The 20,333-nt window shown below is 56.7% G+C and carries 14 protein-coding genes; 7 read left to right on the forward strand and 7 right to left on the reverse strand.

Annotated elements, in window-relative coordinates:
- The first annotated feature begins 131 nt into the window (after positions 1 to 131).
- A complete protein-coding gene (locus tag FHS27_RS23130) occupies positions 132 to 1,625 on the forward strand; it encodes a chemotaxis protein CheA (RefSeq protein WP_184307448.1) in 1,494 nt (497 codons plus the stop codon).
- 149 nt (positions 1,626 to 1,774) lie between these two features.
- Here the strand turns inward: FHS27_RS23130 and FHS27_RS23135 are convergent, their stop codons facing one another.
- A complete protein-coding gene (locus tag FHS27_RS23135; RefSeq protein ID WP_184307450.1) occupies positions 1,775 to 2,650 on the reverse strand; it encodes a serine/threonine-protein kinase in 876 nt (291 codons plus the stop codon).
- 209 nt (positions 2,651 to 2,859) lie between these two features.
- Positions 2,860 to 5,031, reverse strand: a complete 2,172-nt coding sequence (locus FHS27_RS23140; RefSeq protein ID WP_184307452.1) for an alpha-amylase/4-alpha-glucanotransferase domain-containing protein — start codon at positions 5,029 to 5,031, stop codon at positions 2,860 to 2,862.
- Positions 5,032 to 5,705: 674 nt separating this feature from the next.
- On the opposite strand from FHS27_RS23140, the gene FHS27_RS23145 reads away from it, so the two are divergent.
- Complete coding sequence (locus tag FHS27_RS23145) at positions 5,706 to 7,055, forward strand: DUF4013 domain-containing protein (protein ID WP_184307455.1); 1,350 nt, start codon at positions 5,706 to 5,708, stop codon at positions 7,053 to 7,055.
- A gap of 144 nt (positions 7,056 to 7,199) precedes the next feature.
- Here FHS27_RS23145 and FHS27_RS23150 read toward each other — a convergent pair whose 3' ends face one another.
- From FHS27_RS23150 to FHS27_RS23165, 4 genes are all read right to left on the reverse strand, one after another.
- On the reverse strand, positions 7,200 to 7,625 hold the full coding sequence (locus tag FHS27_RS23150; RefSeq protein ID WP_184307457.1) for a hypothetical protein: 426 nt from the start codon (positions 7,623 to 7,625) through the stop codon (positions 7,200 to 7,202).
- 20 nt (positions 7,626 to 7,645) lie between these two features.
- Positions 7,646 to 8,389, reverse strand: a complete 744-nt coding sequence (locus tag FHS27_RS23155) for a hypothetical protein (protein ID WP_184307459.1) — start codon at positions 8,387 to 8,389, stop codon at positions 7,646 to 7,648.
- 39 nt (positions 8,390 to 8,428) lie between these two features.
- Positions 8,429 to 8,767 (reverse strand): hypothetical protein, encoded by a 339-nt coding sequence (locus FHS27_RS23160; RefSeq protein WP_184307461.1) that lies wholly within the window; start codon positions 8,765 to 8,767, stop codon positions 8,429 to 8,431.
- 185 nt (positions 8,768 to 8,952) lie between these two features.
- Positions 8,953 to 10,353, reverse strand: a complete 1,401-nt coding sequence (locus tag FHS27_RS23165) for a chromosome condensation protein (protein WP_246420656.1) — start codon at positions 10,351 to 10,353, stop codon at positions 8,953 to 8,955.
- Positions 10,354 to 10,591: 238 nt separating this feature from the next.
- Here FHS27_RS23165 and FHS27_RS23170 point away from each other — a divergent pair, with 238 nt between their 5' ends.
- The 4 genes from FHS27_RS23170 (at position 10,592) to FHS27_RS23185 (ending at position 16,873) form a co-directional block, all read left to right on the forward strand.
- Entirely contained in the window at positions 10,592 to 13,105 is a 2,514-nt protein-coding gene (locus FHS27_RS23170) for a DUF1592 domain-containing protein (RefSeq protein WP_184307463.1), read from the forward strand.
- A gap of 30 nt (positions 13,106 to 13,135) precedes the next feature.
- Positions 13,136 to 14,473: a DUF1552 domain-containing protein gene (locus FHS27_RS23175; protein WP_184307465.1), complete on the forward strand. Its 1,338-nt coding sequence runs from the start codon at positions 13,136 to 13,138 to the stop codon at positions 14,471 to 14,473.
- Entirely contained in the window at positions 14,466 to 15,998 is a 1,533-nt protein-coding gene (locus FHS27_RS23180; RefSeq protein WP_184307467.1) for an ankyrin repeat domain-containing protein, read from the forward strand. Before FHS27_RS23175 ends, FHS27_RS23180 begins: the two co-directional genes overlap by 8 nt.
- Before the next feature lie 173 nt (positions 15,999 to 16,171).
- Positions 16,172 to 16,873, forward strand: a complete 702-nt coding sequence (locus FHS27_RS23185) for a CAP domain-containing protein (RefSeq protein WP_184307469.1) — start codon at positions 16,172 to 16,174, stop codon at positions 16,871 to 16,873.
- A gap of 252 nt (positions 16,874 to 17,125) precedes the next feature.
- Here FHS27_RS23185 and FHS27_RS23190 read toward each other — a convergent pair whose 3' ends face one another.
- On the reverse strand, positions 17,126 to 17,746 hold the full coding sequence (locus FHS27_RS23190) for an outer membrane protein (protein ID WP_184307471.1): 621 nt from the start codon (positions 17,744 to 17,746) through the stop codon (positions 17,126 to 17,128).
- 1,155 nt (positions 17,747 to 18,901) lie between these two features.
- Between FHS27_RS23190 and FHS27_RS23195 the strand changes: the two genes are divergently transcribed.
- Complete coding sequence (locus tag FHS27_RS23195; RefSeq protein WP_184307473.1) at positions 18,902 to 20,218, forward strand: 3-keto-disaccharide hydrolase; 1,317 nt, start codon at positions 18,902 to 18,904, stop codon at positions 20,216 to 20,218.
- The last annotated feature ends 115 nt before the right edge of the window (positions 20,219 to 20,333 follow it).

Consider the following 20,333-nt stretch of genomic DNA (forward strand, 5'->3'; position numbering starts at 1 on the left):
GACAGCGTGAGCGGCACAACACGTTGACGGCATCTCCCATGCGCGAGAGCTGTCCAGAATGCCAACACGCGAAATTATCATAACCGGCCGCACCTCGGTCGGTGACTCCATTGCATCGGAAGAGCTGAACGTTGGACACCCCGGAATTGATTGCGGTCTTCGTCGATGAGGCGCGTCTGCACCTGCGGACTCTCGAAACACGCGTGCTCCAGATCGAGACATCAGAGACCCCCGATGCACCGATCGATGTCGACTTGATCGACGATGCGCTGCGCGCGATCCATTCGCTCAAAGGGGCGGCCTGTTTTTTGAAACTCGGTGATATGGTCGCGGTGTCGCATCGAGTCGAAGACTTGCTGACGAAAACGCGCAACGGCGGCCAATCGGTGGACGCAGCGACCGTCAACACGATACTCTCCGCAGTTGATCGCCTGGGCGTGATGGTCGACTGCGTCGAAACAGGGGCGGATGCCGATGCGACCGCGATCTGCCGCCGGCTCGACGAGCACATCAAGGAGATCACTCAATGCCAGACGCGGTCGTTCACTCAAGGGCCGGACACGTTGCGAGGTTCGGCCGCCCAGCCCAAGACACCGCCGCCGAAAGGACACGAGACCGTTCGCCGGAAACCGGACGTGACACACGGCGAATTCAACAATGATCGCGTCGGCGACTCGATCGATCAAATTCAATTGCAAATCGATAGCGTGCTCGCCAATCAGAAACCTTCCCCGCTGCCTACGTCTTCAGCGCAGCACAGCAGCGAGAGCGAGGCGTCGACAATTCACGCCCGCCAACCGCACGGTTCGATTGCTCCGCCGGCCACCTCGGTGCGTGTTTCCATTGAAACGCTCGATCGAATGGGACGCGTCGCAGAAGAGCTCATTCGCAATCGCGATCAGTTGCTGCATCTGTTGATGAAGAACGCCGACTCAACCGACCTCGACGCGGGGCAGTTTCCCGAGAATGCTGACCGCGGTGTGCTCGAGCCAATCATCGCTAACCTCGATCGCGTGAGCGCCGAGTTACGCGACTCGATTCGCGAAGCTCGCCAACAAAAAATCGCCCAACTGCTTTCGCGATTCCCACGCTTCATCCGTGACCTTTGCGTCACGCTCGACAAAGAGATCCTGTCGGAGATTGACTGCGACGACGTCGAAGCCGACAGCCTCGTCGTGGATGCGATCTCCGACCCGCTGATGCATTTAGTTCGCAACGCCTGCGACCACGGTTTGGAACCGCCATCGGAGCGTGCTGCGGCGGGTAAGTCGAGAGCGGGAACCGTGTCGCTGCGGTCGTACCGTCGTGAAGAAAAACTCATCGTTGAAGTGACCGACGACGGTCGAGGGATCGATCCCGTCGCGGTGAAATCACGTGCAGTCGAGAAAGGTGTGGTGACGCCAGGCATCGCCGATACGTTGACCGACACGGAGGCGTGTAACCTGATCTTCCTGCCCGGAATCTCGACGGCACATGCGGTGACGGAGGTCAGCGGGCGAGGTATCGGGATGGATATCGCGAAGACTAACATCGAAGCGATCGGAGGCTCCATCGAAGTCGACACACGGATCGGCCGAGGAACAACGATCCGGATTACATTGCCAGCGATTGGCGAAACCGAATGAGCCGATGAGAGCCGGCTGCTGCTATTGTTTTCAAAGGATGGAGCGTCCGGCACCAATAGCCGAACTCACCTGAAATCAGGTTCCTGAAATCTGGCGTCATATTATTGAGAAACTGCTCTCGCACTGAAACGCGACGCTGCGGCGGAACGCTAGGCGGCGCGGCGGGTTGAGCGACGGGCTGATTTGGTGGACGTGGTTTTGTCCGTGATGATGTTGCGAATCCGGGTCAGCGCGTTGTGCATCGCGACGCCGTCACGGAACCGTTTGCTCGGCGTCGGATCGATCGATTTGCGGACCCAATCGACGAAGTCCTGATGCAACCCTTTACGGAACTTGGCGTAAGACGGCAACGGCGGCTCGAACGGGTATTCCGGCAGGACACCTGCCAACATCCGGTACGCGATCAACCCGAGTGCAAACACGTCGCTGCGCAAGGTCGGTTTGCCCATCGCCTGTTCCGGTGCGATGTAACCGAGCGTGCCGGACGCGGACACTCGGTGGCGACGCGTTTGGTTACGAGCCAATCCGAAATCGGTCAAGCAAATTCGGTTGCCGGGGAACAGGATGAAATTTTCCGGTTTGATGTCCCGGTGCAGAACCTTGTTCTCGTGAGCGTGGGCCACCGCAGCGGTCATTTGCCGGATGTATTCCACGGTCGTTGATCGAGCCATGCGGCGCGACAATCGGTCATTCAAACTCTCTTCGCCGAGAGGAAAGACCATCACGAATTGGCCATCGATGTAACGTGCGTCTTTGAGTGGCAACACGTTCGGGTGAGACAGCCCGGCCATGATGCGAACCTCACGCTGGACATCGTCATACGATTGATGCAACGTCTCGGACGAAAGGTCCGGAACCTTCAGCGCGACCGACCGGTCTTCGATCGTATCGTGTGCCTGAAAGACGACGGCAAAGCCGCCTTCGCCGAGTCGTCGGACCAAGCGGTACTTGTCCAGCCTCACGCCAGCACGCAGGCGGCGGGAGGGTTCGGAATCCGGCATCACCAATCGAAGCTTTGCGGTCACTCGCGGTTTCTCTGTTAGGAGTTAGGGACGATCCTCGTCGCACATGCATCCACCGTCGTCTTGATGGTGGTCCATGATCCTGAAAGGCATGATTTCGCGAGAAACAATTTCTCTAGAAGGGCATGATCATCCAGGAAACATGGCGAGGCACATTTCCACGTTCCGTGTCAGCAAAGCGATCGGTCACTCCGCGACAACGGGACGCGGGATTAGTTGTTCGTTTGCTCAGCAAACATTCGGTGCGTGGCCGGTTCTTCAGATTTGCCACAACGAGTCGTGACATCGATCCGCACCGCCCATCGGCCTTCGGCGTCCGCTTGCACGATCCAGTGAGGCATCACGCAAACGCTCTGGTGCACGAGTTCAAAACCCGCTTCGCTTTGGCTGACCGTTTGGATCGGAAACGCCCAAATGCCACTATCACGATCGCATTTCAGATCCACGTCGACATCGAGCCAGCGGTCCGAGAGTGATAGCCCTCGGGCGTCACTCAAATCGATTTTCTCACCGAATTGTCCGAGTTGGTTCCCATCAACGTCGCTGAAATAGCGGTCGTCGGCTCCGGACGGCAGTCCCGCAAAGTTCCATTCGATTGCGAAGTGCAGCGGTTGGCCTGGTGGAAGATTCTCCAGCAGGTATGCCACCGACATCGTATCGCTGTCTTGGCAGATCGTGACCGCTTTCGTGATCGTGATCGGAATCCCCCATGCATTGCCGTCGCGTCGCATCTGCGCCTGCACGCGGTCACCGCCGCGACGCAACTTGGCTTCGAACGGCAGGTCGACGAAGTCACCTCGTTCGAGTGAATCGCCCGACATCACCGACTCGAGGGTCGCTTCGTTGTCATAGAAGTGATCCATCAGGCTCTTGCGAGGAAAACGGTCGTACTGCACGCACTCGTCGAGTCCCTCTTGCTTGAACACGACGCGATCATGAATGCTGGCCACGTCTCCGTCGCCCGAACCTGGGCCCGCCAACACCTTGCGGTGATAAGCTTCCGGTCGTCGTTGCAACGTTGCGAGCAGGTTGTGTTTAATCTCGCGAAGGTCCCACTCATACATCCGGCCACCGCAGGCTGGGTCGAGCCACAACACCATTTGGTCGTTTGACAAACGGACTTCTTGTTGACCGTCAAAGTCGTAGTCGGCGGCTGTCGCGGTTGCAACGTTGGCGGTCCCTTCGACTTGCGCCAAGATCGTGTCGGCGGCGATCAAGTGTTCGTAGATCGCGTTGCGAAGGTGTGGCAAATAGATTCCGCCGAACGCACCGTGCCAATATGGGCAGTTGCATTGGCCGCGATAGAGATGATCGCGGGCTTCGGCGAGCACACCAGCATCGAGCCCGGCTTCTTCCGCTTTAGCCAAACGATCGCTGACGTACATCATGCGAGCGTACATCTCGTTAGTTTCTTCGTACTTCGTTTTGAAGTTACGCCAGAAACCGCCGCGAACGAAGGTTTCCAACCGTGGCCACTCGGAACTCTTTTCGAGAGCATGGGTGACGTCTTCGAGCGTCTCTTGGGCTTCAACGGGCAGCGACCATTCAGTCATTTCACGGTAACTGCAATCCGGCAGGTAGGCTTTCCCGGCGGCAGGAACACGGCGAATCGCTTCGGCCATCGTCACCGTGTGCAGCCACTCTTGGTTTTCGGTTAACGCGTCGAAGAACGAACGCAACCAGCCTTCATCATAAACGTGGACTTTGGTGTCCGGCCACGTACCGAACTTCTCCCCGTCGTCACCGAACGTCATCACCGCGCCGGGATGACGATGGGCAACGTCGTGAAGATAGGAGATCGTTTCATCCGCAGGCCGGAACGGAATCGTGTAACGCAAGTGTTCACTACCGGGGAAAATCCGCAGCAATCGGCCTTGGTCCTCGACGAGGTAGTAACTCGTGAGGTCCTCGTCCTTCATCCCGGCGGCTTTGAAGTGATAGTCATCGAGCACCGTGTAGTGGATGCCCGCGTCAACAACATCCGTCGTGAGGCCAGATTCCCAAACCCGCTCCGGTGTCCACATGCCGCCCGGGGTGACGCCAACGTTGCGCTGCAACCAACGACTGTACGATTGGATCTGACCGACCCGGTCGCGACTCGGCAGCATCGTCAGGATTGGCTCGTATTGTGGGCCACCGACGATTTCGATCCGGCCGGCTTCGACGAGCAATCGGACGCGGTCGAGATACTCGGGATGACGTTCGGCCAACCACATCATCAGTGGACCGGACGTGTGCAATGAAATCTGCAGCGACTCGTACGGTTCGAACACCTCGAGGAACGGCAGATAGCTATCTTTATAGGACTGCTCAAAAACGCCGTCGAAGTTGCCGATCGGCTGGTGATTGTGCAGAACCAAGCAGAGATGAACGTGCGGCGTCATGGCGTTTTGCGAAAACGTGGAAGGGAAAAGTCGTGAGTTCGATGGTGCGTATTCTAAGGTTACTTTCGTTCGTACCGAATCCCGTCAATGATCGGATTGGAACGAATGCTCCGGTTTTTTAGCCGCAAGGCTATGCGTTGCCTGAACATCCCGAGAAAGCTAGGCAATGTCGAGAAACCGCGTAATCGGTAAACTCGGGTGCCCATCAGAGCATGTATCGACCTTTGAAACGGAAAAGTTGAACGATTGCCAATATCCTCCCCAGGGAGGCGAATAACTCGTCAGTACAGCGAAGCACGTGCCTCAAACGCATTCGCCGGCTAGGCCCGAAACCCGTCTGTCGGCGAGCTCGAGACGATGCCACCGTGGCAATTTTTTCAGTCGGTGGCATCATTTCGGACGCCACCATGAGGAAACCGGGCGAGTGTTATCAATAAAGCCGCGTGTGATGAAAAAACAGGCCATTACGCATCCCTGGGGCATGCCCCATCCCCGGCAAATGAGCGGCGAACAAAAATGAGCGGCGAACAAATAGAAACGCGAACGCACGGAAACGCGAACGCCTTGAGATACATTGAAAGGACTACCGCAAACGCGGTGTTCCCGCAGTCGGACGCACGCGAGCGTCCCGAAAACGAAATCCGAACGTCATCCTTGATCTCCAAAGCAGCACGATGAGCTTGGTCAGCACGGCACTCGAGCACGAAGGCTTGAACGCACCTCTCGTTGATTCCGATTCGAAATTGGGATCCGTGCTGTCGTCCCCGGTGATGCCTGCGACAAAGAGTCATCTACTTCGACGGGTTTGGTCGTGGTCGGTTGCATCGACATGGAATCTGTGGTGCTTGGCCAGCTTGGTTTTGCTGTTGGCTGTCGTGACCGCGATCCCTCTGCTGCAGTTGACCGTGCTCGGTTACCTGTTGATGGTGGCCGGGCGTCTGACGAGCGGTCGAACCGTTCGCGAGAGCGTCCCGGGGCTCGCGAAAGCGGGGCGGATCGGCATTGTGCTCGGCTCCCTCGGTCTGGCTTCGTTACCGATCCGGCTACTCGTGCACTGGGAATCGGTCGCCGCAATCATCGAGCCCGATTCCACCTCGGCGACGACACTGCGCGTGGTCGCGATCGTCTTCTCGATGTCGGCAACGGTTTACCTTTGGTGGGCGTGGGCCCGTGGCGGTCGACTGCGACATTTCCTATGGCCCGAACCGGTGCGTTTTCTTCGGGAAGCGTGGCGACCGAGGCTCTGGTCCGACGTCTCGGATCGTCTTTGGGGATTCGTCGTCTCCTTGAAGTTGCCCATGCTGTTCTGGCTCGGCGTTCGCGGTGCGATCGGCACTTTGATTTGGTTGTTCCCCGCGATGATGATCATGAACGTGACCCGGGAAGGCAACCAAGCGGCCGCGGGGCTGGTCGGTGCGATTGCGTTCCTTGCACTCGGCTACGTGATGTTAACGTTGCCGATGTTGCAGGCCCACTTTGCCGCCGAAAATGATTTTCGTGCGATCTTCCATTGGCGTCGGGTTCGTCGCGAAATTCGCTCGGCCCCGTGGAGCTACGCTGCCGCAATGTTGGTGACGCTCGTCTTGCTACCTATCCCGTTGTACCTGCTCAAAGTCGAAGCGACGCCGCAGGAGATCGCGTGGTTGCCGTGCCTCGTCTTTGTCGCGTTCATGCTGCCCGCCCGGATCGCCACCGGTTTGGCGATGCGGCGTTGCCGGAGGCTGGATGCTCAGTCGCAAGCACAAACCGTTGCAGCGGAACCCCTAGGTGACGAAACCGCGTCGAGTGCGTCGCCGGTTGACTTCAGTTCAGGGGCAACGAGATCGGACGAATCGCGATCCGAGCGGGCTCGACGATGGTGGAATGTTTTCTCGAGAGTGAGCGTGCGTTTCTTAATCGCACCCTCGATCGTGATCGTCTATCTGCTCGTTCTCTTCGCGAGTCAGTACACAAGCTGGGACGGAGTCGACACCTGGATCCGCCAACACGCCCTCCTAGTCCCCGTCCCCTTTGTTGGAATCTAACCCTTCCTATGTCTTGATGCAGCCAACGTCACCAGACGGTGGACCTCCTCCTGGCAAACGTAGCAACGTATTAGACGCCGCCGTTAATTTCAGGATTGTTTTCAGGAACTGTCCCAGCGACTCGTCGAATGCCAACCGTTTGCGTCACCAACGAACGATCGTTCTGGGCATTCGGAAACGAAGTTCTTTCGCACCCTGCTCTGTGATTTCCGCATCGCGAATGTCGATGCCGTAGAGACCGCGAATACGTCCGATCTCAGCGATCGATTCGTTCGAAATTGAAGTCCCGGATAAATCGAGCGAAATTTCGGTTTGTCCGAGTCCGGCATTAATGATGTTTGCCGTCGCGTCTCGGATCATTGCGGAGTCGCCGTCGGAGGGACCAGGCGATCCGCACCAAATCAAATACTTCGAGGACTCAGACCGTCGACCATTCGAAAGATGCGCTCCAAATGATGCCGCAAGATGGTCGCAATGAGTTTCAAGGCGTTCCTGTGAATAGACCGCCCATCCAAGCCATACGGCAAACGCAAAAGTCGTTAGAGAACAGATCGCGAAAAACTTTTTCATTCGGACCTCCGCAGCCGAGATCACGGCAATTTCGACAGTGCGGGATTCTTGAACCGCAGCATGAATTCCTGTGAGACAGGTTTCTCGCCTCCTTGTCGCTCAACAAACTTGTGGCTCATGAACGCGTAGTCGGTGCCAACGAGATGCAGAATGTCGAGCTTGCACAACTGGAAATCTCCCCCGGTGGCGATGTCGGAAACTTCGCCGACTTCTTTCTGCCAGAGGTAGCCTCGCCAAGGGCCGATTGCGGAGCGTGCGCCATCGTTGGCACGCCACTTTCCTTTCCCCAAGTATTCACCAGAGGCTTTGGCCTCGTTGGAATCTATCTTAAAGTGAATCGATGATATTCGAGGCGATGAATGTCCTACAGGTTCGAATGAGACGATGTTGTTTTCGATCTTGATCAAGCATTCCCACTTGTCGCCTGTGGGCTTGACCACCCTTTGCATGGACTCGGTGAGAAACTCCTCATACTCGTCTTCGGTGAGTGAGAAGTTCGAGTGGTACGGCAAGGGCTGACCTGGCTTGGCAACTTTCGCGACGTACTCCTGCAGCCAAGCACCATCGGTTTCAGTTGCGAACTTTGTGGCGAGTTCGATTCCTCGGTCGCTCATGGAAACATCGAGAAATTCGATTTCCGTAGCCCCAGGCGGAAAGAACCGAGACAGCTCGATCTGTTGCTGATCAGCCTCCTGGCCGCTGGAGGTGCCGCAGCATGCTAGGAAAATCAGGAACCACATGTGAGTGTTGCGAAAAGCTGTCATGATAATCCCAGATCACTACGAGGTTGGGGCAGTAGATCGTCAGAGCGATTTGCCACAGTAAGGGCATGTCACGACGGAGTGCTGAAGCACCTCGCCGCAATAGAAACAAAACCATTCGGCCGAAGCCGACACAAGTGTTTGCTCTTCCTGCCAAGTGATCATCAGGTCTTGGACGTCGTCCTGTGTGCAACCGGCTGCACAGACGTCGTAGACGGCACCAAACACCGGCCCTTCACCGGCATGGACTTGGCTGTATTCATTCACCGGTGCAACAAGCCTCGCGTTGACACCTGCCGCAAGCAAGAATGCGACCAGGGAATCGGCAGCGGAGTAGCTGCGCGTTCTGAAGACGATCGTCGGATCAGGAAGCGTCATCATCGCCCGTTCGCTAAAAGGTTGCCCGCCGTTCTCGACAAGTTGCGAACCCGGCAGTCGCGGAGCCGGTGATCTCTCGGTTTGCCGGGCCTGTCAAATCGTCCGAACTCAGGACGCATCCCGCGATGCCAGACACGCGTCCAGCAGGTCGACCATGCGATACTGAAACTTACGTCGCGGTGTCCTTTTTACGCGTCTTCCAATAAGCCTTCGATCGAGGCGACGTAGTGGTTCAAGAAATCGCGGCTTTCGGCGACGGTAAATTTCTTCGGGTCGCAACGCAGGCAGATTTTCAACACGCGTCGGTACGTGAAGACAGAGATCGTCAACCGCGTGCCGTGACGCATTGGCGGCACGCCGTTGATGTCCGTCATGCGAAGGTTGCCGGCTTTCAGCATTCCCTTTTCGCTGGGGAAGGAAACGCTGAATCGTTTCGTCGGGTCGCCCGTGTTGGACACGATCGCGGTCGCCAATCTTCGGCGACCGGCGAAGCCACGCTTTAACCAAGTGGGCAGTTTGACGAGGAATGCCATCACGTTCATAAACTGCGTCGTGTGCCGCGTGTGTTTGAGTTTCAGCAGTTCTTGGGACAACGAGTCGACCAAGGCGGGTGAGTCGACGCACTCGCTACGTTTCCGCCGAATCAGCGCATACGTGACGAGGTTGGCTGCCGTTGTTAGTCGCGTGTCGGCTTCCCGCAGATCCATCGGCATCATGATGCAGAATTGTCCGCGATGCTGATCCCCTTGAGCGGCGTTCCACGTATTGAGCGAAACCAGCAATTGCTGGATCAAGAGTTCGTTAGTGGATTGACCGCGTGCCTCGGCGACGTGGCGAAGCTTTTTGAAACGCAGTTTGTCGAATTCGAAGTCACTGAGCCCTGGGAATAGCGGTTCGACAGTCCCTGGTGCAGGCGTTGGTTTCTTGTCGCGTTTCGATGCAAGTGACTGCATCGTTTGAATCGCCAACTTGTAAGCTTCTGATCGGTCGAAGTCGATCTTGCCATCGTCACCACGATAACGCTGAATATTATAAGACGCTTTAACTCGCATCCGCAGGTGCAGCGGATCGAAGTCCGGCAAGGGAGCCTCGACGGGTTCGCCGACCAGTTTGGCGTAGTACCACAACCAATCGCCCAACATTTGATAGGCGCCAATACCGTCGCACGTCGCGTGGTGAAATTGGGTAATGATGACGCTGCGACCTTCACCTGTGCGAATCCAAACTCGCAATCCGACTTCGGTGCGCAAATCAATCGATTCACCGTGCGGCAACTCGAGTGGTTCGCCGAGTTCGCCCCAGGAGATTTTGACATCGGGTTCGGGTGCCGCAACCCAACAATCGCGGTTGCCTTTCGCGGGACTGACGATGGCCTGCAACAACGGGTGGCGTTTCAGAGCGAGCGGAAGTGCTTTCGCAATCGCTTCTCGATCGATGTCACCGTCGAACTCCATTTTGACAATAAATGTCATTGGATAGTCCACCCGGTCGTCCCATAACATATATTCTTCGAATGGCGTTAGGTATAATGGGAACAATCGCGGCGATCGCACCGGAGCGGCGACATCGGAAGCTTCGGCAGTGGACATGAATACTCTCCCGCAATCAGGCGGCGAGGTGGTTGGAACGATACTGATTGGACAAACGAGGTGGGACGGTTTCTCACGTTTGATCGTCAGTAGAAAAACGCTCAGGCTTGCGTGCAGAACATCTGCCCCTCCCATCGCAGACAGCCCGCCTGACGCAAAAACGTAACCCGCTAATGATTACCAACCCTCAAAAATAGTCGGATCGAAGACAGTTTTTATCGGTTTTAGGATGGTTTTTATGATTCCTCTGACAGCGGTGACGTTTTTTCGGATCGTCCTCGGCGTGTCTCTGGTCTTGGTAGTGGCGTCCCCGACCGTCTCCCTGGGCGACGACATCACGCAGGTCGAATCGTTTATCGATCAGTATTGCATGGATTGCCACAACCAATCCGATGCGATTGCCGACCTCGATCTCGAGTCGATTCCCCTATCAGACGTGGATTGGACGGGCTCTCCATCCTCGGAACGGAAACTGTCGCACGCTCACGCCGACCCGCTCTCGGATTGGGAGACGACGCTGAAGCGGATCGCGTCTCGACAAATGCCACCCGCCGACTCCGACCGGCCGACCGATGATGAATACCGACGCGTCACCGAGCAGCTCGGCCGTGTGCTCGACGAGGTGGCCTCGACGTCGCCACGAATTCCTCGCGTCGATTCGCTCCGCCGGTTGACCCGAACGGAATATCAAAACAGTGTTCGCGATCTGCTCGGAATCGAAGTCGATATCACCGCTTGGTTACCCAAAGATGAGTCGAGCGGTGGATTCGACAATATCACCGTCGGTGACCTCTCGCCTTCATTGATGAGTCGCTATCTGACCGCGGCCGAACAGATCAGCCGTATCGCCATCGGCCGTCCCGTGGGAACCCCGATGGGGATCAACGTTCGGTTGCCCGCCGATCTCACGCAGGAACGTCACATCGCGGGACTGCCCCTAGGTACACGGGGTGGGACAAACATTCGACACACGTTTGCTGAATCGGGTGTTTATGAAATCGCGGTTCGCTTAACACGTGACCGCGACGAGATGATTGAAGGGTTGTCTCGTCCGCATGACCTCGACGTTTTGATCGATTGCACGCCTACGCATCGCTGGACGCTCAAACCACCGAAGGGAAACCGCGACGACACTTTGATCGACGCGAACCTCAACATTCGAGTGCCCATCACCGCCGGGCCGCATGACATTGCCGTCACGTTCGTCAGTCAAGGCGATTCCTTGCTGGAGATCAAACGCCAACCGTTCGATTCAGCCTACAACCGACATCGGCACCCGCGTCAACAACCGGCGTTGTTCGAAGTTTCAATTGTCGGCCCGCTAACGAGCGACGAGCAAGTCGAACAAACACGCAACCGTACGACGACCAATACCCCGAGTCGCCAACGCATCTTCACCACGCGTCCGCAATCATCAGCCGTAGACGATCAAATCGCGGCTGCTGACACGATCCTCCGACGTCTCGCGCGTGTCGCGTTTCGACGTGACGTGACCGACGAAGATTTGCTCACCGCGATGACCTTTTTTGAGGACGCGATCGCCCCGAAACGAGAGAGCGACTTGGGGTGGCGTAACCGATTCGATCTCGGGATCGAACGTGCGGTGGCGTCCATTTTAGTGAACCCGAACTTCTTGTTTCATGTCGAATCGTCCGTCGAACGCACTGACGAAAATCGCGACACGCCCGACGCGAGTGTCGAACGTTCTGTCGACTCAGGTGAGCCATCGTTGGTTCGGATCAGTGACTTCGAACTGGCCTCACGTTTGGCCTCGTTCTTGTGGAGTAGTCTCCCGGACGAAGAATTGCTCGACCTAGCGTCGTCGGGAACGTTGTCGAACCCTGACGTGCTGAGTGCCCAAGTTTCGCGAATGCTTTCCGATGAACGTTCGCGTAGTCTCGTCGATCACTTTGCCGCGCAGTGGTTGTACCTGCGGAACCTCGACGCGATCACACCTGACCTACGATTGTTTCCCGACTTTGACGAAAACTTACGCCGTGCCTTTCGTGGTGAAACCGCATCGCTGTTCGCGCATGTGCTCGCCACCGACGCAAGCCTGTTGACGCTGATCGATACCGACTACACGTTTCTCAATGAACGTTTGGCACGCCACTATGACATTCCCGGAGTTCTCGGTGACGAATTTCGCAAAGTCGAATTGCCCGCCGATTCGCATCGTGGCGGGATTTTGCGTCACGGCAGCATCCTGTCCGTGACGTCGTACGCGACTCGCACGTCGCCAACGATTCGCGGGAATTGGATCCTCGAAAACATTGTCGGAACGCCGCCCCCGCCTCCGCCGCCGGACGTTCCCACGCTGAAGGAAAAATCGGCGTTGACGGCGGCGACGTTTCGCGAACGACTCGCCCTGCATCGCCAAAACGAGTCCTGTGCTGCGTGCCACGCGTTGATCGATCCCGTCGGTTTTTCGCTCGATCATTATGATGCAGTCGGTCGGTGGAGAACGTATGATGGAGAGCATCCGATCGACGCATCAGGGACGTTACCCGACGGCACCGATGTCGATGGAGTGGAAGATCTCGAATCGAGCCTGCTGGAGAACCCACAAATGTTCGTCAGTTGTTTCAGTGAAAAAATGATGACGTTCGCACTCGGCAGGATGGTGACTCATCACGATGCGGCGGCGGTACGCGGCATCGTTCGTGCGGCGGAACGAGACGACTACCGAATCACATCTATCATTCAGGCGGTCGTCGCGAGCCGACCATTCCAATATCGATCCCGCCTTTAATCCCCACCTTCGCCAGCCTAAGGCTCTGTCATGTTTCTGCAAAAGCAATCATTGCCCCGTCGCACGATGTTACGAGGCATGGGCACCGCAATTGCATTGCCGCTGCTCGATGCCATGGTCCCCACGCTTACTGCCGAGGAACTCACTCCTGCCGCAGACGCGAATCTACGCCGGATCGGATACATCTACACGCCGATGGGTTACAACCCGGCCGAGTGGACACCCAAAGACGACACTCTCGATGAATTGCCCTCGAGCCTTTCGTCGCTCGAATCGGTCAAAGATCAGCTTTGTGTGATCACGGGCATGGACCTGCAGAACGCGTACCCCGGTTCGCATGCAACCTCCAACGCCGCCTTCCTGAGTGCCGCCCAAGCGAAGTTGACCGAGAGCAGCGATTACTATCTCGGCACGACCGTTGACCAGATCGCGGCGAAACAGTTCGGTCACGAAACACAACTGCCGTCACTCGAACTCGCGATGGATCTGCTCTCCACGGTCGGGCAGTGCGACAACGGATATGCGTGTGTCTATCAGAACAATCTGTCCTGGTCTTCGCCGACAACACCATTGCCATCGGAAGCTCATCCGCGGATCGTCTTCGAACAACTCTTCGGTGAAGGCGGAACGCCCGAACAACGCAGTGAAGCGATGCGGCGCCGGGCCAGTTTGCTCGACAGCGTCACGACCGAAATCAAACGACTCAAACAGCGACTCGGTGGCGGCGATCGCAACAAAATCGACCAGTACGTCGACAGCATTCGTGAAGTCGAACGCCGAATCGACCGATCACTCGCCACGGCAAAGGACAACCCGCTTCCCGATCTCGACCGCCCCGTCGGCGTGCCGGTCGCCTACGCCGATCACGCTCGGTTGATGTTTGATTTGCAATTGCTCGCCTTCCAAGGCGACATCACTCGAATCGTGACGTTCCAGTTGGCTCGCGAAGCCAGCACGCGAACGTATCCTGAAATTGGCGTCCCCGACCCGCACCACCCCGTTACGCACCACGGTGGCAACCCGGCGAAGCTAGCCAAGATCGCCAAAATCAATCAGTTTCATGTGTCTTTGTTTGCCGAGTTCCTTGAGAAAATGGATTCCATTTCCGAAGGCAACGGCACCCTGCTCGATCATTCGCTGTACATGTACGGCAGCGGCATGGGGGATCCCGATGCTCATGATCACAAGGATTTGCCGATCCTCGTCGCCGGTGGCGCCGCGGGCAACATGAAGGGCGGACGGCACCTGCGGTACGACAAACCCGAACCGCTGTCGAACCTGCACCTGACCTTGCTCAACAAAGTCGGTGTGCCGCTCGAGAAGTTTTCCGACAGCACCGGACAAGTGGACGCTCTATTCGATGTTTAAGTTCACCCCGTTGGCAACGAGTCCGAGTCCAAACAGCCGATTCGTTTGCTCTCTCGTCGACGTCTCAATAAATCGCATCACTGCCGCAGTGTTAGTAATCGCTGGTCTGACGCTAGGCGTCGGTGACCTCGGTTCGGCTGTTTGCTCGGCCGCGTCTCCGGCAATGCGATTGGTCGATGCGATCGAGCAACAGGATTGGGCGACATCGGAATCGTTGTTGAAAAATCAACCGAGCGATCATGATCTCGTCAATCAGGCTCAACCCGATGGAATGACTCCGCTGCACTGGGCCGTTGCCCACGACAACGCTGATTGGACGCTGCGATTGCTCGAGCAGGGAGCCGACGCCAACGCGGTTACCTATTTCAAGATCACACCGCTCGCGATTGCATGCCAGAACGGCAACGTTCCAACCGCCCGTGCCTTGCTCGACCATGATGCGAAGCCGGACGCGAGATTGCCCGGCAACACGACCGCGTTGATGTTAGCCGCTCGAGGTGGGCATGTCGAACTGTGTCGGCTTCTTATCGAACACGGTGCAGACGTGGCCGCGACCGAGCGTGCGGGGCAGAGCCCGTTGATGTTCGCCGCCGCCGAAGGACGATCCGATGTCATTGAACTGCTGCTCGATTCCGGGGCCGACCTCAATCGAACGCTCCCGTCCGGTTTCTCGCCGCTGTGTTTTGCCGCTCGACAAGGACACATTGCCGCCGCAATGACGTTGCTCGATCGCGGGGCCAGTGTAAACGAAACGATGGATCCGAAGAAAACCGGGGGACGCAACCCTCGAAAGGGAATGACCCCGTTGATGCTGGCCGTTGAGAGCGCCCATTACGAACTCGCGATAAAACTCGTCGAACGAGGCGCCGACCCAAACGATGAGTCCAGCGGGTACGCACCGCTGCACGCATTATGTTGGGTTCGACGTCCCGGCAAAGGAGACAATCCCGAGGGTGATCCCGCCCCACGCGGCAGCGGCAACCTCTCGTCGCTCGAGTTTGTTCGACAAATCGTGGCGACCGGCGCTGACGTTAATTTGCAATTGCGACGCGGCAAAGCCGCCAAGGGATTGATTACCCCACGAGGCGCGACGCCGTTTCTCTTGGCTGCCCAACGCGTTGATCTCGCGCTGATGGAATTGTTGTTAGAGCTGGGGGCTGACCCAACCCTGACAAACATCGACGAGGTGAACCCGCTGATGGCCGCTGCCGGGATTGGAACCGATCACGTCGGCGAGCACGAAGGGACACCGGAGGAAGTCGAGGAGGCAGTAAAGATGCTCGTCGGCTTGGGACTGGATATCAACTCGGTATCCAAGACGGGCGAAACCGCGATGCACGGAGCCGCATACCGGTGTTTCCCCGAAATCATTCGCTTGGTCGCTCAGTTAGGCGCCGATCAGGAAACGTGGGACCACAAGAATAAATTCGGTTGGACGCCGATGGACATTGCAAAAGGCTACCGCCCTGGATCGTTCAAACCCGATCCCGCCACCATCGCCGAATTGCAGGCCGTCAGTCGGTAGGCGTCCCTGCGGACTGCGGACGGCGAGTGGACGCAGACGTTGCCGTCACCCGAGCGGAGCCTGCCGATCGGCACGTCATTCGCATAGGTGCCTCCTCATTGGCCGCGGGTTTGCCGTCGAGGTGACGGCAAGCATCAACACGGCCCTTTCAATCTTGAACATGAGGAGACGTGATGCGATTTGTTTTGTTGCTGATGTGCACGACAGGGGTTAGCCATTGGTTGCACGCGGAGACTTCGATGGTTGACCAAGTCGAAGCCGCAATCGTCAAACAAACCAACACGTTCCGCGAAAAACACGAACTGCCTCCAGTCGAAGAAGATTCGGCGCTGACCAAGACCGCATCCAAGTTCGCGAAATTCATGGCCGAGTCGGGAACGTACGGCCACCATGCCGATGGGAAATCACCCGCTCAGAGGGCCAAAGAGTCAGGATACGAATACTGCGTCGTCCGCGAGAACATCGCCTACCGGACGAACACCGGCGAAATCACCGCGGAAGGACTGATCGACGTTTTTGTTCAAGGATGGATCGACTCGCCACCCCATCGCGAAAACATGCTCGCCGATTACGTTACGCAAACGGGCGTCACCGTCGCGACATCGGATCAAACGACCTACTACGCCGTACAACTTTTTGGGCGTCCCAAATCCGCAGCAATTCGTCTGAAAATCGAAAACGAGTCCGACGAACCTCAAACCTTGCATGTCGAAGCGAACGACTCGGCGGATGAGATCGAGATGCCGCCGCGAACCGTTTTGACAATGACCCGTTGTTTCCCAACAACTTTGCGAGTGCAGGGCAGTGACTCGGAAGTCAGCGTGAACGAATCTGTCGAACTGACGATCACCGAGGATGGAGTCATCAAGGAGTAACCGAACCGCCGTTGAAGCAACTCACTACGGGCGGGTCCAGCAAGCTTCACCCTGTTCGATCAAACAAGAAAATCGAAAGAGACGCCATGGTTTACTTCATGATGTCCCTTTCGCTTCAATAATTTACGACTGTCTCGTCTGTTCGGTATTTAACCGACCAATGTGCCACATCGGTTACCGAGGACGACCAAGTTTTCGACAACCGCGGGTTGATACAGATCGAGATCAAACTGCGTCCGTCAATTTAGAACTTCAGACGACGCCCCATTTCGAGCGAATGAAGATAAACTTGATCCGAGAACGTTTGGTTGGATAGTTGTCCGATGCCCTGGTCAGTGATTCCGTTCCCATGAATCGGTAACCCCCGAACAGTTCTGCCCGTTGGGTGAAGGCGAACGTCGTTCCTACTTTGGCTTGGTATGCCATGCCAAAATCACTCGTCGCTTGGATCGCATTACCGAACGTATCATCAAGACAGTTGATTTGAACGCGGGCAACGCCTAACCCCAATCCGCCGTACACCTCCAGGCGCGAACTGATCGGAAAATCGAGATAGCCATTGATCATGTAGCTGTCGATGTCCAGGTTGCCCGTGGGGACGTTGAGTCCCAAAACGGTATTGACGTCCGCGTTGAATTTGTTGGCTTCGAATGCGATCCTGCCAGCGTCTTCCTGCCAACCGAGGAAAGCACTCATGTCCAAGCCGGCTTCGTAGTCGAGTTCCGCAATTCCGTCTTCGTTGTCATGGATGAGTGAGAGTCCTCCGGATGCACCGACGTAGAACGGACGACACGCGTCGTCCCCGCGAGCCTGCGTCCCTACAGTTGATCCGAGGAGAATGAATACCAAACCAAAAAGCATGCAGCGTTTCATAACAAATCCTTTTTTGTGATTGCCAGACTGACACACGGTGGCCGACCGCAGCGTCTACCGTGACGCCGGCCGACGGGCTCGAACGAGCCTGCCGGGGGCAATGAAAGCCACCTAATTTCCTCCCCCAAGAGGGCCCTTGCCTGGGCGGTACCGCTATCAGCAAAGAGGCCGGGCTCCACAGAGGTGGCAAACTTCTGGCCAAATTGGAAGTTCGGTTTAGACAAGCCCGTGCGATCGAATCGAACGGAGCAGCCTTCGCGATCGATATACTCAACCACGAAAGTGCTGCACGCATTTGTTAAACGCCGCTAAGGGACTCTGCAAACCTTACTGATGGAGACGTTTTCGGGTTACGTTGACGCTGTGATGTTGGAGTCAGGCTGGCGCGTCAAAGAAAACAGCTTCTCGAACAAAACGAACACCCAACCTGCGGCGGAAAGACGACGGGAGCGAGAAACTGACATCGCGAACGTCAAACTGGATTTCTTTGAACCGCCCGCAGGTCCCCGTTTCGTCGCCGCCGGTGGCGTCTCAGCGAACATGCTCTACTTGACGATGGTGGCGAATAAACCGCCATCGGTGAAGAGACGAAGTTCACCGACGCTCTCAGCATGATCCCAGACGATCAGGAAAAACACGACGAACCGCTAAGTGAAATCTTCGAACGATAGCGGGCGTCACTCACGAACAGGCGAGCGCGCACTGAGTATCAGAACACGCAATCCGATGCAGGTTACCCGCGAATGCAACCTAGGTTGCGCACATAACTCATTAGAAATGGCAATCGAATGTGGGGACTCGGTTGCGAGCCCCGCTCATAATGAGCGCATTGACGTTCAGTTTGTCATCCTCAGAGTCTGCGTTCCGCGGACGGCACTCGAATTCCTTGGTGAGCGTCAGCGCCCGATCGATCCCTCCTTTGGTAGTCGCACCTGATTCGCCGCATCGCATACTCTTTGATGGAACAATCGTCATCGAAATAGTCTTCCTCGTGTCAGGCCGCTGCGGGATTCCCAATGCGATCATGCCGCGATGAGCCTACTCCCGACGACGTTGTCTGCGACAAGGCTTCCCTTGGGAGGCGATTAGGGAGTGCGAGAAATGGTTTCGATGCACGCCGCCCCTAGGACTCACAACTCTCAAACATTGCTGACTATGAAAAATATCCAAACTGGATTTGCGTTCTTGCTCGTGTTGGTTTCCACGTTGCATCTGACGGAGGCATCGGGCGAACAAGTTGCAACGTCCTCGGGGTTCCGATCGATCTTCTCAGGGACCGATTTGAGCCAATGGCATGGCGAGGGCACGATGGACCCTCGCAAATTGGCAGCAATGCCAGAGGAAGAGCGTGCCGAGAAAATGGCTCTTTGGCAGAAGGACGCTATCGCGCATTGGAAGGCAGAGGACGGTGAACTGATCAACGACGGTCACGGTGTCTATTTGACGACCGATCAGTCGTACGGCGATTTCGAATTGCTGATCGAGTACAAGACGATCCCCCAAGCCGACAGCGGTATCTATTTGAAGTCGAATCCACAGGTTCAGATATGGAATCACCAAGCCGAACGACTTTCGGCGGGACAAGACAAAGGCTCGGGAGGTTTGTGGAACAATTCACCCGGCGCACCTGGCAAAGATCCCAGTGAGATCGCCGACCGGCCCTTCGGCGAATGGAACCAATTTCGAATCCTCCAAGTCGGCACCCGGACCAGCGTTTGGCTCAACGACAAACACATCGTCGACCACGCGATCATGGAGAACTACTGGGATCGCAAAATGCCCTTGGTCGCCAAGGGGCCGATCCAGTTGCAAACTCACGGTGGCGAAATCCGATGGCGAAATATCATGATCCGCGAAATCGAACCTGAGGAAGCAAACGAGATTTTGAGGTCGCACGACAACGACGGTTTCACCGTTCTGTCCAATGGCCAGGACCTGTCCAACTGGGCCGGTGCGGCAGACAACTATGAAGTCGTCGACGGTGCGATTCGCTGCAAGAAGGGCAAAGGCGGCGTTCTGCACACGCCCGAAGAGTACGCGGATTTCGTCGCGAGGATTGAATTCAAACTGCCACCGGCCGGTAACAACGGTTTGGCGATCCGGTATCCCGGTTCCGGTGATCCGGCATACGCTGGCATGTGTGAATTGCAGGTTCTCGATACCGAACACCCGCGTTACCAAAGCATCGATCCACGCCAAGCACACGGATCCGCTTACGGCATGATCGCGGCGCAGCGCGGCTATCTGCGTCCGACCGGCGAGTGGAATTTCCAAGAAGTGACCGTACGGGGATCGAAGATCAAAGTCGAACTCAACGGAACGGTCATTCTCGATGGGGATCTCGAGGGCGTGACGGAGTTCATGGCGAATTCACCTCACCCCGGCAAGGACCTCAAACAAGGTTTCTTCGGCTTCGCCGGCCACGGTGACGCCGTTGAATTTCGCAACGTCCAAATCAAAACGCTCCCGTAGCCGCCAACGGATTTTCAAAACGATAGGGGTAGGGAAGTCCGGTTGAGCCGGACTCCCCTCCCTCCGAACCGTGCGTGCGGTTCTCCCGCACACGGCTCTCCAGTCAGTGGGTCCC

Origin of the sequence: Aporhodopirellula rubra, assembly GCF_014192335.1 — a bacterium.
GTDB classification, from domain to species: Bacteria; Planctomycetota; Planctomycetia; order Pirellulales; family Pirellulaceae; genus Rhodopirellula; species Rhodopirellula rubra.

Excerpts from the sequence above, each read along its gene's own strand:
- FHS27_RS23190 (WP_184307471.1), bottom strand. The coding sequence starts at position 17,746 with ATGAAACGCTGCATGCTTTTTGGTTTGGTATTCATTCTCCTCGGATCA.
- FHS27_RS23165 (WP_246420656.1), bottom strand. The coding sequence starts at position 10,353 with ATGTCCACTGCCGAAGCTTCCGATGTCGCCGCTCCGGTGCGATCGCCG.
- FHS27_RS23170 (WP_184307463.1), top strand. The coding sequence starts at position 10,592 with ATGATTCCTCTGACAGCGGTGACGTTTTTTCGGATCGTCCTCGGCGTG.
- FHS27_RS23140 (WP_184307452.1), bottom strand. The coding sequence starts at position 5,031 with ATGACGCCGCACGTTCATCTCTGCTTGGTTCTGCACAATCACCAGCCG.
- FHS27_RS23175 (WP_184307465.1), top strand. The coding sequence starts at position 13,136 with ATGTTTCTGCAAAAGCAATCATTGCCCCGTCGCACGATGTTACGAGGC.
- FHS27_RS23145 (WP_184307455.1), top strand. The coding sequence starts at position 5,706 with ATGAGCTTGGTCAGCACGGCACTCGAGCACGAAGGCTTGAACGCACCT.
- FHS27_RS23195 (WP_184307473.1), top strand. The coding sequence starts at position 18,902 with ATGAAAAATATCCAAACTGGATTTGCGTTCTTGCTCGTGTTGGTTTCC.
- FHS27_RS23185 (WP_184307469.1), top strand. The coding sequence starts at position 16,172 with ATGCGATTTGTTTTGTTGCTGATGTGCACGACAGGGGTTAGCCATTGG.
- FHS27_RS23150 (WP_184307457.1), bottom strand. The coding sequence starts at position 7,625 with ATGAAAAAGTTTTTCGCGATCTGTTCTCTAACGACTTTTGCGTTTGCC.
- FHS27_RS23160 (WP_184307461.1), bottom strand. The coding sequence starts at position 8,767 with ATGATGACGCTTCCTGATCCGACGATCGTCTTCAGAACGCGCAGCTAC.
- FHS27_RS23155 (WP_184307459.1), bottom strand. The coding sequence starts at position 8,389 with ATGACAGCTTTTCGCAACACTCACATGTGGTTCCTGATTTTCCTAGCA.
- FHS27_RS23180 (WP_184307467.1), top strand. The coding sequence starts at position 14,466 with ATGTTTAAGTTCACCCCGTTGGCAACGAGTCCGAGTCCAAACAGCCGA.